An 11,658-nucleotide genomic window follows, 5' to 3' on the forward strand; every position below is an offset into this window, starting at 1 on the left:
AGAAGCTGGATGGATGTGATCTACGGTTTGATTCCCGGCATGCTGATCCTCGGCCTGGTGGGGGTGGCGATCTTCTTCTGGGCTGCAAAAAGTGGGCAGTTCGAGGACCTGGAAGGAGAGGCCAATCGCATCCTGATGGATGAGGACCTGACTGAAACCCGGACGGAAATCAAGAGCTCCCCGGCGGAGGATGAGGAAGCGACGGACGGCACTCCGCACAAAACGGATAAACCAGCGGATAGCGCCTGATGTTGATACTTTTCATGCCGTACAGCGGACTCGCCCATGAACCTGAATGATCCGTTCGGACGCGTGCAACAGAAGCAGCAGCGCAGTTATGACTCCCTGCGACGCTCGCTGCTGGAGGCGGGGGTGAATACCCGTGCCGCTGCCGAGTCCGTGCTGCGCGACCTGATACGGCGCGCCGTGGTGGTAACGCTGGTGGTGACGCTGATAACCGCGGCGGTGCTGCTGGTGCTGCCGCAGATGGGCGCGGCGGCGCTGATGCTGGCGTTTGTCATCCTCTTCTGGCTGCTGGCGACGACCATCAATGGCTACAGCCTGGTGAGGCGTTTCATCCGTGAGGAGTTATCCGGCCCGACATGATATTGCACGGTGTAACTACTCACCCGGTCTGTAAGTGATTGGCCTGCCTTGCCGGCCTCACACGATGGCGTGTCTCCTCGAATCCGGCCCCATTTTCAGCGCCTGCCCAAACTCGCTTCGCTCAAACAAGGGCAGGCTTGAATCTGAAAAAGGGGCCGGATTCGAGGCGCCATCAAGATCGGCCAACAAGGCAGGCCAATCACCCCGTGAGTAGTTAATGCACGGTTACAGTTGGCCGGACTCCGACCCAGTGGCGCCTGATTCATTTTGTAGCGGCTTCAGCACCCGGTCGAAATCTGCCGGATTGACATACTGAAACACCTCTTTCCCTTCGGGATTGACGGCAATGTCGAGACCCTTCGCCGGATAGAGCCAGTGTATTACCGGCGCGTCCGGTTCCGCTATCTTGTTATCCGGTTCACCAAAACGAGCGCTGATCAGCGCCTCATCCAGATCGGCGCCGGGTATATAGGTAATGACGGCGATCTTCTCCCGGGTCAGTGCCTCCATGTCGCTGCTGGAGAGTTCCACCTTTTTGGTGCCACTGCCCATGTTGCTGATCCGTTCGCCCTGTGCGAACATCCGCGCCGCCGTAGGCTCCGGGAGATCCAGAGTGAGCACGACATCGGCCTTGAGGCCGCTGAGATAGATGCGCTGGAAATATACCTCGACCATATAACGGCTGTCCGGGGTCAGGAAGAGATTGGCCTTGCCCTGGGACTGGAAGCTTTCGCGGGCCTGCTCCAGGTCGCTTCTGCCCAGTTCGATACCGAATACACTGAGCGTGCCCTGATCATCCAGCCGCAGATTCCACGGCAGTTTGGGATCCTCGTCGACGGTGCGACCACCCGGTAGCAGGATCGCTGCGGCCAAGGCGATCAGGGTCACTGCCAATATGCCAAGAATGATTTTGCGTTCCACCTGTTGCACCTGCTTATGGACGGCTGTCATTGACTCAACAACAGGCTGAATATCCGTGGGGCGTTGTGAATTGTCATGTCGACCAACCACATCGGGCTGTTATTCTAACCGACAATGGTTGCGGATAATATGGGGTTGCGGTTATGGGTAATACGCTCTGGTTTATCAGCCTGCTGAGGGATCATCCCTGGGCTGGTTTTCTGATCGGTCTGGGCTTTGTCACGGTCATGTTCGGGTCGAAGAACCTGATCGTCTACCTCTACTCCCGCTCCCAGGAGAAACAGCACAACAAGCCGAAATGAGGCTGAGCCTGATTGGCCTAGCCCCCCAGGAACAGCCGTTCCACCTCGGGGTTTTTCAACAACTCGTCGCCGCGGCCGGCCAGCGCCACCTGACCGGAGACCAGCACGTATCCGATGTCGGCAAACTCCAGACCCTTGGTGGCGTTCTGCTCCACCAGTATGATGGTTTTGCCATCCTGATGCTGCAGGTCGTCGAGAATCCCGAATACCATGTCGATATAGCGGGGTTCGAGTCCGATGGACGGCTCGTCCACCAGCAGCGCTTCGGGTTGCATGATCAAGGCGCGCGAGATCTCCAGCAGCCGCCGCTCGCCGCCGGACAGTACCCCGGCCCGTTGCTGTCGCCGCTCCGCCAGGCGGGGATATTTATCCAGTACCCGTTCGGTGGCCTCACGCACCGCCTGGCGGTCGTTCAACAGGTAGCCTCCCATGTTCAGATTTTCCTCCACCGTCATGTCGGGGAACACCGAGTTGTCCTGCAGGATATAGGCGATGCGGGCGTGGCGCAGTTTATCCTTTGGGCTGAGATGGGTGATCTCGGTGTCGCCCATGCAAATGCATCCGCCGCGGATGTTGGTGAAGCCGTAGATTGAATGCAGCACGGTGGACTTGCCCGCGCCATTGGGGCCGATGAGGCAGAGCGATTGCCCCGGACCCACGTACAGGTCAATCTGGTGCAGGATCTCCATACGACCGTAGCCGGCGGTCAGGGACTCGATACTCAGGCGGGGAGCCCCCCCGGCCAGCGTCTTCAACTCCTCGCGTTTGGGCCCCCGGGCGGCGATGAGCGCTGCTTCACGTGCCACGTCATCCACCGACAGTGCGGTTTCCACCTCACCCAGTGCCTGCCGCGAATTGCCGCTGCCCTGCCTGCTCATTGGACCCCCAGATAGGCATCGATGACCCGTTGGTCGGTACGTATCTGCTCCGGGGTTCCGGAGGCCAGCAGCCGGCCGCGGGACAGGCAATGTAGCTCCTGTGCCAGATTCATGATCACGCTCATATTGTGTTCGATCACCAGCAGGGTGATGCCGAGCCGTTCGTTGACCCGCTGCAGCCGCTCGATGATGCCATTGATCAGGGTTGGATTGATGCCCGCTGTGGGCTCGTCAAGCAGCAACAGTTTGGGTTCGTTCATTAATGCCATGGCGAACTCGAGCAGCTTCTGCTGGCCGAAGGAGAGATCCCCCGCCAGCAGGTGACGCTTGCTGTAGAGACCGACAAATTCGAGCAGTGACTCCGCCTTCTCCCGATCCTCGCGCGGAAAGTGAGTCAACATGCTCCAGAGCCCCTGATGTGCGTGGGGTGTGCTGATGAGCATGTTGTGCACGCAATCCATGCGGCCGTAGATACGGGTCTGCTGGAAGGTGCGCAGCAACCCGAGACGGGCGATCTGCGGCACCCGCAGCCGGGTGATCTCCCGGTCTTCAAAGCGGATCGATCCGGCATCGATGGGGTAGTAACCAACGATGGCGTTGAACAGCGTGGTCTTGCCCGAGCCGTTGGGCCCGATCAGCCCGATAATGCCGCCTTCGGGGACGCTCAGGCTGATCGCCTCATTGGCCACGATACCGCCGAAGCGTTTGCTGACCCCCTGTACCTCAAGCAGGGTGGTCATCGGGTCTCCTCGCCACCCTGGCGGTCGGTATCCACACACTGGCCGAACCGCTCGGGCCAGGCTTCACGCACCCAACCCAGGATCCCCTGGGGGAAGAACACCACGATCAACACGATGAGGGCGCCCAGGGCCACCCGCTGCCAGCCGAACAGGAAATTCCAGAACAGCTCCTGGGTCAGATGAAACACGGCCGCGCCCAGCACCGGGCCCCAGATGGTACCCTTGCCCCCCAGGATGGCCATGAGGATCATCCAGACGCCGAAGGTGGCGCCGGAGAAGGCCACGTCGCGTGGGTCGATAAAGCCGATCAGGTTGCCCACGGCGCCGCCGGTCAGGGCGAGAAAAAAGGCTGCCACGCACCAGGCTACCGTCTTGTAGCGGGTGGTGTGCAGTCCCATCGCCTCCGCCTTGTCCTCGTCGTCGCGGATGGCGTTGATGGCGATCCCGAAGCGGCTCTGGTACAAGCGACGCAAGGTAAAGAAGCCCGTGCCGGTAATGGTCAGCGACAGGAAATAGTAAAACAGGTCGCGCTCGCCGATCCCGCCCGGATATTGCGGAGTGACCATGCCCGAGCCGGCCCCGAGATACTCCCAACCACCGGCAATCTCGCCGGCCGCCACCCCAAGCCCCAGGGTGCAGATGGCGAAGTAGTGACCGCGCATGCCCAGCACCCCCGCACCCAGCAGCGCCGAGACCGCGGTGCTGAGCAGGGCCGCACACAGCAGGCCCAGTGCGAGGGCGGTGAAATAGTCCAGCCCGGAATCGCGTTGAACGACGGCGCAGGCGTAAGCACCGATGCCGAAGAACAAAACGTTGCCAAAAGAGTTGTAACCCATTTGCCCGCCCAGCAGGTCCCAGGTTAGGGCAAACACCACCATCACCCAGAGGAAGGTGAACTGGGTGATGAAATTGGGCAGCAACCAGGGGATGAGCAGGGCCGCCACACCGATTCCGGTTATCAACAGGTATTCGTAGACCGGTGCGCGCTTCATTTCAGGTACTGCCGCTTGCGGCCCAACAGGAGGTTGCGGGCCAGCAGAATGACGACCAGCAGCGTGAACACGAAGGCGGCCTGGTACTCCACCCCCAACACAAACCCGGCAAAGTTTTCCGCGGCGCCGAGCCCCAGGCCGGCAGCGATAACCCCCAGCAGATTCCCCAGCCCGGCCACCACCACGATCATGAAGGAGCGAATGGTATAGACCAGGCCGAAATAGGGATGGATGATCCAGGTCATCGCCACCAGGGCGCCGGCGGCTCCACAGATGGCGGCATTCAGGGCGAAGGTGGTGGCATAGACCCGGTCGGTGTCGATGCCCATGATGCGCGCCGCGCGGGCGTTCTGCGCGGTCGCCCGGATGGCCTGTCCCAGACGTGACTTTTTCAGAAACAGCCACAACGCACCGCCGGTCAGCACCGCGATCAGTGCCGCGGCCAGCTTGATGTGGGCGATGGTAACCATGCCGTTGAACAGGAAACTGGTCCCCAGTTCGCCCTCCGCCGTGCGCACGTCGGCACCGAAGATCTGGTTAGCCAGTTGCTGCAGCAGGATGCTGATGCCGAAGGTGGCCAGCAGCGAGATGAACAGGTCGCGGTCGACAATGCGAAAGATCACCAGCCGATAGATCAGCCAGCCGAGAAGATACAGCAACAAGGCCACCAGTGGCACGCCCAGCATGGGATGGATACCGGCCTCGGCCAACAGCACCGTGACAAAGCCACCCAGCATGACGTACTCGCCCTGGGATACGTTGATGATATTCATCACCCCCCAGACCAGGGCCATGCCATAGGCCGCGAGGGCAAAAATGGCACCCGCCAACAGACCATCCAGCAGAAGTTGCACCAGCAGGATGGGTGCGTCGAGCAGAATGGTGATGTTGTCCATGGCAGGCTCCCGATGATATCCGGGGCATCGACCGATGCCCCGGAGTTGTTAATCGGCCCCCGCCTCAGGGTTGCCACTGTGACCAGGGCGGTGTCGGGTGGCGCAGCTCGGACGAGGCCCACTTGGTGGGCGCCACCACCTTGTATTCGCCATCCTGTACCTGATACAACACCATCGGCTTGGCAATGTTCTTGCCGCTATTGTCAAAGTCGATGTGGCCGTAGAAGGTCTCACGGTCGGTGGCGGCGAGGGCGTCGCGCACCTTCTCCTTGTCGATCGAGCCGGCACGCTGAAAGGCATCCACAAAGGTTAGTACCGTGGCGGTGCTCTCGGCGGCCTGGTAGGGCGGTGCGTAGTTATAGGTGGCCTCAAACAGCTGGGCGTACTCCTCGGCGGTGCCGAACCATTCGTCTTTGTAACTAAGGGTTCGGTCCCACTGGGAGGCACACAACGCGTACTCGGCGGTCTTGCCGAATTTGTCGATCACCTGGGCCGAGTCGCAGTGGGTCAGGGCTAGCATCGGCACATCGATTTTCATCTCAGACACCTGGCGAATGGCCAATGCCGCCCCCTTGGCATGCCCCGAGACCACCAGCAGGTCGGGTTTGAGGGCCCGCACCTTGGTCAGCGAGGTCGACATGTCGTTGATCTCCGGGGGGAGCTTGTCGTCGATCACCATCTTCATGCCGTGGTGTTTGGCATCGTCCAGCACCCCGGCACGGACATCCTGCGAGAAGGGGTCGTTTTCAAACACGCCGGCGATGCGCACACTGGACGGTTCCTTGCCCATGGCGGACGCACGTTCCGCGGCCAGATCGACTGCCGATTGAAGGTATTGCTCGGAGGTGGAGAGGACCGCGAACAGATAGCGGTAGCCCTGGGTGAACAGGGCGCGCGAGGCGCCGTTGCCCTCCACCATGGGGACTTGGTACTTCTCGGTGACCGGTGCGATCGCCTTGGTGAGTCCGGAGCTGTAGGGCCCCAGGATGAAATTCACCTTGTCCTGGTTGACCAGCCGCTCGATCAGCTGGGTACCGCGCGCCGGGGTGGACTCATCATCGTAATAGATGATCTTCAATTCATAGGTGTTGTCGCCCACCTTGATACCGCCGGTCTCGTTGATCCGTGCCACGGCCAGATCGTAGCCGTTCTTGGTGTGCATGCCGTTGGTGGAGTACTTGCCGGTAAAGGAGACGGCGGCACCCAGGGTGATCATCTCCGCGGCATATACGCTGGTAGTTGCCAGGGCAGACCATGCCAGGGTGAATGCGCATAGCGTCGGCAGGATTTTAGTCATCCTGAACATCGTGGGGTCCTCCTTTGTTGAGGAAGGCTGGGGTTGGCCGGTATACGTGGGACAGCGTTTTGGAAAGCTTGCTGGAGCGTCCGTCCCGAATCAGGAGATGAAACATCGGCCGACATCCAGCCGGTTGGGTGATTATTCTCATAGTAGAACAGCCGGCTAGGAACGCAAGCGCGTCCCGGCGGCCAGCCAATCGTTCATCGCGTCAACTGGCAAGCGGCGGACCGGCCCGGCCTGTCCGGATCACCCGGATGCATTCCGCCCCGGCAAGTGATACTTTATGTCGCCATTATCGGGGGAGCGGACATGAAGTTTGATATCAGTGAGCAGGAGAGCAGTCGGGCCAAGGTGCCTCATGAGATTTTTCTCACCAATCTGGTGGGCAACCATATCCTCTGGTTCATCGCCTCCCTCGGGCTGGTACGTTCTTACTGGCAGCCGCTCGCCCTGGTGCCCCTGGTCTCCATTCTGCTGCTCGGCTATACCCTGTGGCGGGCGAAACGGGCCAAAACCATCGATTCCTGGTATGTGATGTGCCACTGGCAGCTCTGTGCCGCACGTAGCCGGGTCTTTATCTTGACCTTGAGCGTGTTCGGTTTCATCGCCTTCCTCGGCTGGGTGGGATTTACCTATTTCGGGATGAAACAGGTGGCGGTGATGGCGATGATCGGCGGGACCGGGGTGCTGCCGGTGATGGTCATCGTGCTGGTGCTGATCCTGATGGAGTCGGACGCCCTGCATCAGGCGGCGCAGCACAAGCTGCCGGCGCGGATGATCGAGCGATATCCGAATCCGGATATCGAGGTGCTGGAAGAGTAGGAGCGGCATGGCCGCGAAATCGTGCTCACCGGTACACGGGTTGGCGTGATGGACAAACCCCCGCATCTGGACGGAATCACGTTGGGGTCTGCAAGCTCACCCCAACCTACGAACTATGACATCAGCCGCGTCGCGCTCCACAGGGTATAGACGCCGAACAACATCACCGTCACGCCTGCCACCTTGCGTGCCGTTTGCGAGCGGGCCAGGCGGGCGGCGGCACCGGCCAACAACCCGATGGCCAGCAGATTGGGCAGGGTGCCGAGGGCGAAGGCAAGCATCAGCGCGGCGCCCTGCAGCGCACCGCCCGACGCGACCGCATTGATCAGCATGGTGTAGACCAGCCCGCACGGCAACCAGCCCCAGAGCATGCCGATTGCCAGCGCCTGGGCCGGTGACTGCACCGGCATCAGCTTGCGGCCGAGCGGTTCGATGCGCCGCCACAACAGACCACCCACCCGTTCCACCCGGTTTAACACCATCCACCAGCCGGCCAGATAGAGCCCCAGCAGGACCATGAACAGTCCCGCCAGCAGCAGCAGTGCCTGCTGTGCAACCTGGATCGGCATCAGCTCCGCCAGCAGCAGGCCGAGTCCCCCCATGACGGCACCGGCCACCGCGTAGCTGATCAGGCGGCCCAGGTTGTAGGAGAGCTGGAACGGCAACTGCGCGGCGACGGAGCCGCGACTGGCTTCGGGCAGGCCGAAGGTGAGGGCGCCGACAATGCCGCCGCACATGCCGATGCAGTGGACACCGCCAAGCAGGCCGACGATAAAGGCGCTGAAATAGGGGAGGAGTAATTCCATGTTCGGCGCAAAGGATACCAGAACGGACCCGTCAATGCGTGGTGATTCTGATCAGGTCCCGGGCCATGGCCTCGACCTCGTGGGGGGCACTGAACAGGGCCTGGAACTCTCCCTGGGGATTGGTCAGGATGATGGCGGTGGAGTGGTCCATGAGATAACCCATGGCACTGTTTTCCGTATCCACGCGGGCATGCAGTACGCCCAGTTGCCGGGTTAGTTTATCCAGTTCCCGCCGCTCGCCGGTGACGCCGAGAAATGCCGGGTCGAAATAGGTCACGTAATCGGCCAGCACCTTTTGGGTATCACGTTCCGGATCAATAGTGACAAAGGCGGTTTTGATCGGCATGTCGGGCGACGCCTGTCTCAGGTGGTCGGCCAGCCGGGCCAGCAGGGCGAGGGTGGTGGGACAGACGTCGGGACAACGGGTGTAGCCGAACGAGAACAGGTGCCAGGCCCCTTTGATCGACTCCTGGGAGAACTCGCCACCGCCATGGGTGGTCAGGCGGAAGGGGGCGAGCGGCCGGGGGTCCGGAATCAGCGTACCGCTGGTCAGCTGTGGCACTGCCGCTCTGTCCATTGGTTGCTCCGCCTGTCTGAGGAGCAGACCGGCGCTCAGTCCGACGGCCATCAAAATGAGGGCGAGCGGGATCAGCCAGGGTCTTTTCGGTTTATTGCCGTTGGTCGGTTGCATGGTTGTTCCTATGTAACTATTCACGGGGTGATTGGCCTGCCTTGCCGGCCTCACACGATGGCTTGTTTCCTCGAATCCGGCCCCATTTTCAGCGCCTGCCCAAACTCGCTTCGCTCAGACAAGGGCAGGCTTGAATCTGAAAACGGGGCCGGATTCGAGGCGCCATCAAGATCGGCCAACAAGGCAGACCAATCACTTGCAGATCGGCTGAGTAGTTATATTCCTGTATCACTCAATCCTATAGGCGCGTTTCAGCTGCCAGTTCAGGGTCAGCAGGGCCAGCAGCAGCAGGGCGGCGACGCCGTTATGGGCCACCGCCACCGGCAGTGGCAGATGGCCCAGTACATTGGCGATGCCCAGCCCCAGTTGCAACATCAATAATAGGCCGATGGCCCAGGCCAGTCGCTGGGTGATGGCTGCCCGCCCGGTTCGGTAGAGCAGTACCGCCAGCGGCAGCAGATAGAGGGCGGTGATCAGCGCACCCAGGCGGTGGACCAGGTGAATGGCGGTGCGTGCCTCGGCGCCGAGGATGCCGTATTCGTAATTGATGCCGGTGCCGTGCCACAGGGTGAACGCCTGGGTGAAATCCATGCCCGGCCACCAGAGGCCGGAGTGGCAGGTGGGGAACTCGCTGCAGCCGATGGCCGCGTAGTTGGTGCTGGTCCAGCCACCCAGGGTGATCTGCAGCAGCAGAATCACCAGGCCGATCCTGGAGAACAGCAGCAGCCGGCCGGGGCGGTGGATGACATAGCTGTTCATCGCAGGGCCGTACAGGCGCAGGGTCAGGATCCAGAGCAGCGCGGCGGTGATAAAACCGCCCAGCAGATGGGAGGTGACGATGGCCGGCTTAACCAGTAGAGTGACAGTCCACATGCCGAGGGCGGCCTGCAGGGTGACCAGCAACACCAGCAGCCAGGGCAGCAGCCGGGGGTATCCGGTCGGCTTTCCACGGCCCAGGGAGAGCAGGGCCAGGAACAGAATCGCCAGTCCCAGGGCGCCGGCCAGATAGCGATGGGCCATCTCCTTCCACGCCTTGTGCACCTCGACCGGCCGGCCGGGATAGGCGCTGTTGGCGGAGCTGATCTGTGGTTCGCTGGTGGGCGCAATCAGGTTACCATAGCAGCCCGGCCAGTCGGGGCAGCCAAGCCCCGCATCGGAGAGCCGGACATAGGCCCCCAGCACGATCACCAGTAGCGCCAGCAGGGTGACGGCGAGGGCATAGCGGGCGTGTGTCAGTGACGGGTCGTGCATGGCCATTTTGGTGAATCAGCGCCTTTTCCGGGATAGGTTGTTTATATAGATCAAAGAGGTGGGAGACAAGTGCTTGAACCCTTGAGTCAGACACAACAGTGGGAAGCGCGGCGCTGGCTGCAGCTGGGGGTGCTGGCGCTGGCCATCGCCGGTCTGTTCGCCCTCCTGCTGGTGCTCTCCCGCGCCCCCGGCATGGAGCGCTTCTTTCCCTGGATCGATTTCTTCCATACCGCGCTGGTGGTGCATGTGGATCAGTCGGTATTGATCTGGTCGCTGGCCCTGGCCGGGGTGATCTGGTCCCTGGCCGGGGTCCGGGAGCCTCGGCCGGGCATTACCCGGGTCGCCCTCGGTCTCACCCTGGCCGGTACGCTCGCCATCGCCGTTGCGGCCTTCAGCGGCGAGGGGGCGCCGCTGATGAACAACTATGTACCGGTACTGCAACGGCCGCTGTTCTTCATCGGCCTGGGCCTGGTGGGCGTCGGTGTGGTGCTGCGTCTGGGGCTGCTGCTGTTGACGATCCGCCCGGCGGATCTCACCGCCGATCAGAGCGGCCTGGTGAACGTGGTTGCCCTCACCGTGGCGGTGGCCTGCGCCATGGCGGCGGCGGTGCTGCTCTACACCTGGCTGCACATGCCTGCCGGGCTGGACGGCGTCGCCTATTACGAGTACCTGTTCTGGGGGGCGGGGCATGTGCTGCAGTTCGCCTATACCCAGATGCTGCTGCTGGCCTGGCTGCTGTTGCTCAGTGCCGGCGGCGTGCGCCTCGCGGTGTCGCCGCGGCTGATCAACGGCCTGCTGCTGCTGGGGCTGCTGCCGGTGCTCTGGACCTTTGTCATCTATCTGAATCATGCGCCGGTCTCCGCCGGCATGCGCATCGCCTTTACCCGTCTGATGCAGTATGGCGGCGGCATACCGGCTATCCCGGTCGGCCTGCTGGTGCTTTATGCGCTGTTTAAAAACCGTCGGGTGGCGAGCGCAGCGGAGCGCCCGTTGCGCCTGGCGCTCTGGTTCTCGCTGCTGCTGTTTGCCGCCGGCGGCGTGCTGGCGATGCTGATCCGTGGCGTCAATACGGTGATACCGGCCCATTATCACGGCTCCATCGTGGGTGTGACCCTGGCCCTGATGGGCTTTGCCTATCTGCTGCTCCCGGCGCTGGGTTATGCCCGGGTGGAGGGGCGGCTGGCCACGGCGCAGCCGATCGTCTACGGGGTGGGGCAGATACTGCATATCGCCGGTCTGGCATTTTCCGGGTTTCTCGGCATCCAGCGCAAGACCGCCGGTGCCGCCCAGGGGCTGGAGAGCATCCAGGCCAAGTTGGCCATGGGCGTCATGGGCATCGGTGGCCTGCTGGCGGTGATCGGCGGCATCCTGTTCGTCTGGATCATGCTGCGGGCCTTCTGGCGGGGGCCGGTCGCGCACACGGCCGACCGGGCAGGCCTCGAGCCGCTGTGAT

14 protein-coding genes are annotated in these 11,658 nt (G+C 62.1%); 5 read left to right on the top strand and 9 right to left on the bottom strand.

The genetic code is table 11. The annotated features are described in order from the left end of the window. Positions 1-9 precede the first annotated feature (9 nt). Together ccoS and O9K64_RS11600 are read left to right on the top strand one after the other, a co-directional pair. Positions 10-249, top strand: a complete 240-nt coding sequence (ccoS, locus tag O9K64_RS11595) for a cbb3-type cytochrome oxidase assembly protein CcoS (RefSeq protein ID WP_275098232.1) — start codon at positions 10-12, stop codon at positions 247-249. 36 nt (positions 250-285) lie between these two features. Further along, positions 286-606, top strand: coding sequence for a hypothetical protein (locus tag O9K64_RS11600; RefSeq protein ID WP_275098233.1), 321 nt, complete (start codon positions 286-288; stop codon positions 604-606). Between the two features lie 225 nt (positions 607-831). Here the strand turns inward: O9K64_RS11600 and O9K64_RS11605 are convergent, their stop codons facing one another. Next, positions 832-1,527, bottom strand: a complete 696-nt coding sequence (locus O9K64_RS11605) for a hypothetical protein (protein WP_275098234.1) — start codon at positions 1,525-1,527, stop codon at positions 832-834. A 143-nt stretch (positions 1,528-1,670) separates the two neighbouring features. Here O9K64_RS11605 and O9K64_RS11610 point away from each other — a divergent pair, with 143 nt between their 5' ends. Next, positions 1,671-1,829, top strand: coding sequence for a hypothetical protein (locus O9K64_RS11610; protein WP_275098235.1), 159 nt, complete (start codon positions 1,671-1,673; stop codon positions 1,827-1,829). Positions 1,830-1,846: 17 nt separating this feature from the next. Here the strand turns inward: O9K64_RS11610 and O9K64_RS11615 are convergent, their stop codons facing one another. The 5 genes from O9K64_RS11615 to O9K64_RS11635 all read right to left on the bottom strand — a co-directional run bounded on the left by O9K64_RS11615 (position 1,847) and on the right by O9K64_RS11635 (position 6,641). After that, positions 1,847-2,707, bottom strand: coding sequence for an ABC transporter ATP-binding protein (locus tag O9K64_RS11615; protein WP_275098236.1), 861 nt, complete (start codon positions 2,705-2,707; stop codon positions 1,847-1,849). After that, positions 2,704-3,447 carry an ABC transporter ATP-binding protein gene (locus O9K64_RS11620; RefSeq protein WP_275098237.1) on the bottom strand — a complete coding sequence of 248 codons (744 nt, stop codon included), beginning with the start codon at positions 3,445-3,447 and terminating at the stop codon, positions 2,704-2,706. The genes O9K64_RS11615 and O9K64_RS11620 overlap by 4 nt, the downstream gene beginning before the upstream one ends. Beyond that, entirely contained in the window at positions 3,444-4,439 is a 996-nt protein-coding gene (locus O9K64_RS11625; protein WP_275098238.1) for a branched-chain amino acid ABC transporter permease, read from the bottom strand. Before O9K64_RS11625 ends, O9K64_RS11620 begins: the two co-directional genes overlap by 4 nt. Further along, complete coding sequence (locus O9K64_RS11630) at positions 4,436-5,335, bottom strand: branched-chain amino acid ABC transporter permease (RefSeq protein ID WP_275098239.1); 900 nt, start codon at positions 5,333-5,335, stop codon at positions 4,436-4,438. Before O9K64_RS11630 ends, O9K64_RS11625 begins: the two co-directional genes overlap by 4 nt. A 64-nt stretch (positions 5,336-5,399) precedes the next feature. Further along, the gene (locus O9K64_RS11635; protein ID WP_335342279.1) at positions 5,400-6,641 is read right to left on the bottom strand and encodes an amino acid ABC transporter substrate-binding protein; all 1,242 of its coding nucleotides are present in this window, start codon (positions 6,639-6,641) and stop codon (positions 5,400-5,402) included. Positions 6,642-6,944: 303 nt separating this feature from the next. On the opposite strand from O9K64_RS11635, the gene O9K64_RS11640 reads away from it, so the two are divergent. Continuing rightward, positions 6,945-7,457, top strand: a complete 513-nt coding sequence (locus tag O9K64_RS11640) for a hypothetical protein (RefSeq protein WP_275098240.1) — start codon at positions 6,945-6,947, stop codon at positions 7,455-7,457. Between the two features lie 113 nt (positions 7,458-7,570). Here the strand turns inward: O9K64_RS11640 and O9K64_RS11645 are convergent, their stop codons facing one another. The 3 genes from O9K64_RS11645 to O9K64_RS11655 form a co-directional block, all read right to left on the bottom strand. After that, positions 7,571-8,263 carry a sulfite exporter TauE/SafE family protein gene (locus tag O9K64_RS11645; protein WP_275098241.1) on the bottom strand — a complete coding sequence of 231 codons (693 nt, stop codon included), beginning with the start codon at positions 8,261-8,263 and terminating at the stop codon, positions 7,571-7,573. A 31-nt stretch (positions 8,264-8,294) separates the two neighbouring features. Continuing rightward, the gene (locus O9K64_RS11650; RefSeq protein WP_275098242.1) at positions 8,295-8,954 is read right to left on the bottom strand and encodes an SCO family protein; all 660 of its coding nucleotides are present in this window, start codon (positions 8,952-8,954) and stop codon (positions 8,295-8,297) included. Positions 8,955-9,182: 228 nt separating this feature from the next. Then, positions 9,183-10,211 carry a COX15/CtaA family protein gene (locus O9K64_RS11655; RefSeq protein WP_275098243.1) on the bottom strand — a complete coding sequence of 343 codons (1,029 nt, stop codon included), beginning with the start codon at positions 10,209-10,211 and terminating at the stop codon, positions 9,183-9,185. Positions 10,212-10,286: 75 nt separating this feature from the next. On the opposite strand from O9K64_RS11655, the gene O9K64_RS11660 reads away from it, so the two are divergent. After that, complete coding sequence (locus tag O9K64_RS11660) at positions 10,287-11,657, top strand: cbb3-type cytochrome c oxidase subunit I (RefSeq protein WP_275098244.1); 1,371 nt, start codon at positions 10,287-10,289, stop codon at positions 11,655-11,657. Position 11,658: the final 1 nt, after the last annotated feature.

Source organism: Sedimenticola hydrogenitrophicus (assembly GCF_029017505.1).
Classification (GTDB): Bacteria; Pseudomonadota; Gammaproteobacteria; order Chromatiales; family Chromatiaceae; genus Sedimenticola; species Sedimenticola hydrogenitrophicus_A.

Coding starts and splice junctions, on each gene's coding strand:
- O9K64_RS11655 (WP_275098243.1), bottom strand. CDS start 10,211: ATGGCCATGCACGACCCGTCACTGACACACGCCCGCTATGCCCTCGCC.
- ccoS (WP_275098232.1), top strand. CDS start 10: ATGGATGTGATCTACGGTTTGATTCCCGGCATGCTGATCCTCGGCCTG.
- O9K64_RS11625 (WP_275098238.1), bottom strand. CDS start 4,439: ATGAAGCGCGCACCGGTCTACGAATACCTGTTGATAACCGGAATCGGT.
- O9K64_RS11640 (WP_275098240.1), top strand. CDS start 6,945: ATGAAGTTTGATATCAGTGAGCAGGAGAGCAGTCGGGCCAAGGTGCCT.
- O9K64_RS11630 (WP_275098239.1), bottom strand. CDS start 5,335: ATGGACAACATCACCATTCTGCTCGACGCACCCATCCTGCTGGTGCAA.
- O9K64_RS11615 (WP_275098236.1), bottom strand. CDS start 2,707: ATGAGCAGGCAGGGCAGCGGCAATTCGCGGCAGGCACTGGGTGAGGTG.
- O9K64_RS11645 (WP_275098241.1), bottom strand. CDS start 8,263: ATGGAATTACTCCTCCCCTATTTCAGCGCCTTTATCGTCGGCCTGCTT.
- O9K64_RS11620 (WP_275098237.1), bottom strand. CDS start 3,447: ATGACCACCCTGCTTGAGGTACAGGGGGTCAGCAAACGCTTCGGCGGT.
- O9K64_RS11650 (WP_275098242.1), bottom strand. CDS start 8,954: ATGCAACCGACCAACGGCAATAAACCGAAAAGACCCTGGCTGATCCCG.
- O9K64_RS11610 (WP_275098235.1), top strand. CDS start 1,671: ATGGGTAATACGCTCTGGTTTATCAGCCTGCTGAGGGATCATCCCTGG.
- O9K64_RS11600 (WP_275098233.1), top strand. CDS start 286: ATGAACCTGAATGATCCGTTCGGACGCGTGCAACAGAAGCAGCAGCGC.
- O9K64_RS11635 (WP_335342279.1), bottom strand. CDS start 6,641: ATGTTCAGGATGACTAAAATCCTGCCGACGCTATGCGCATTCACCCTG.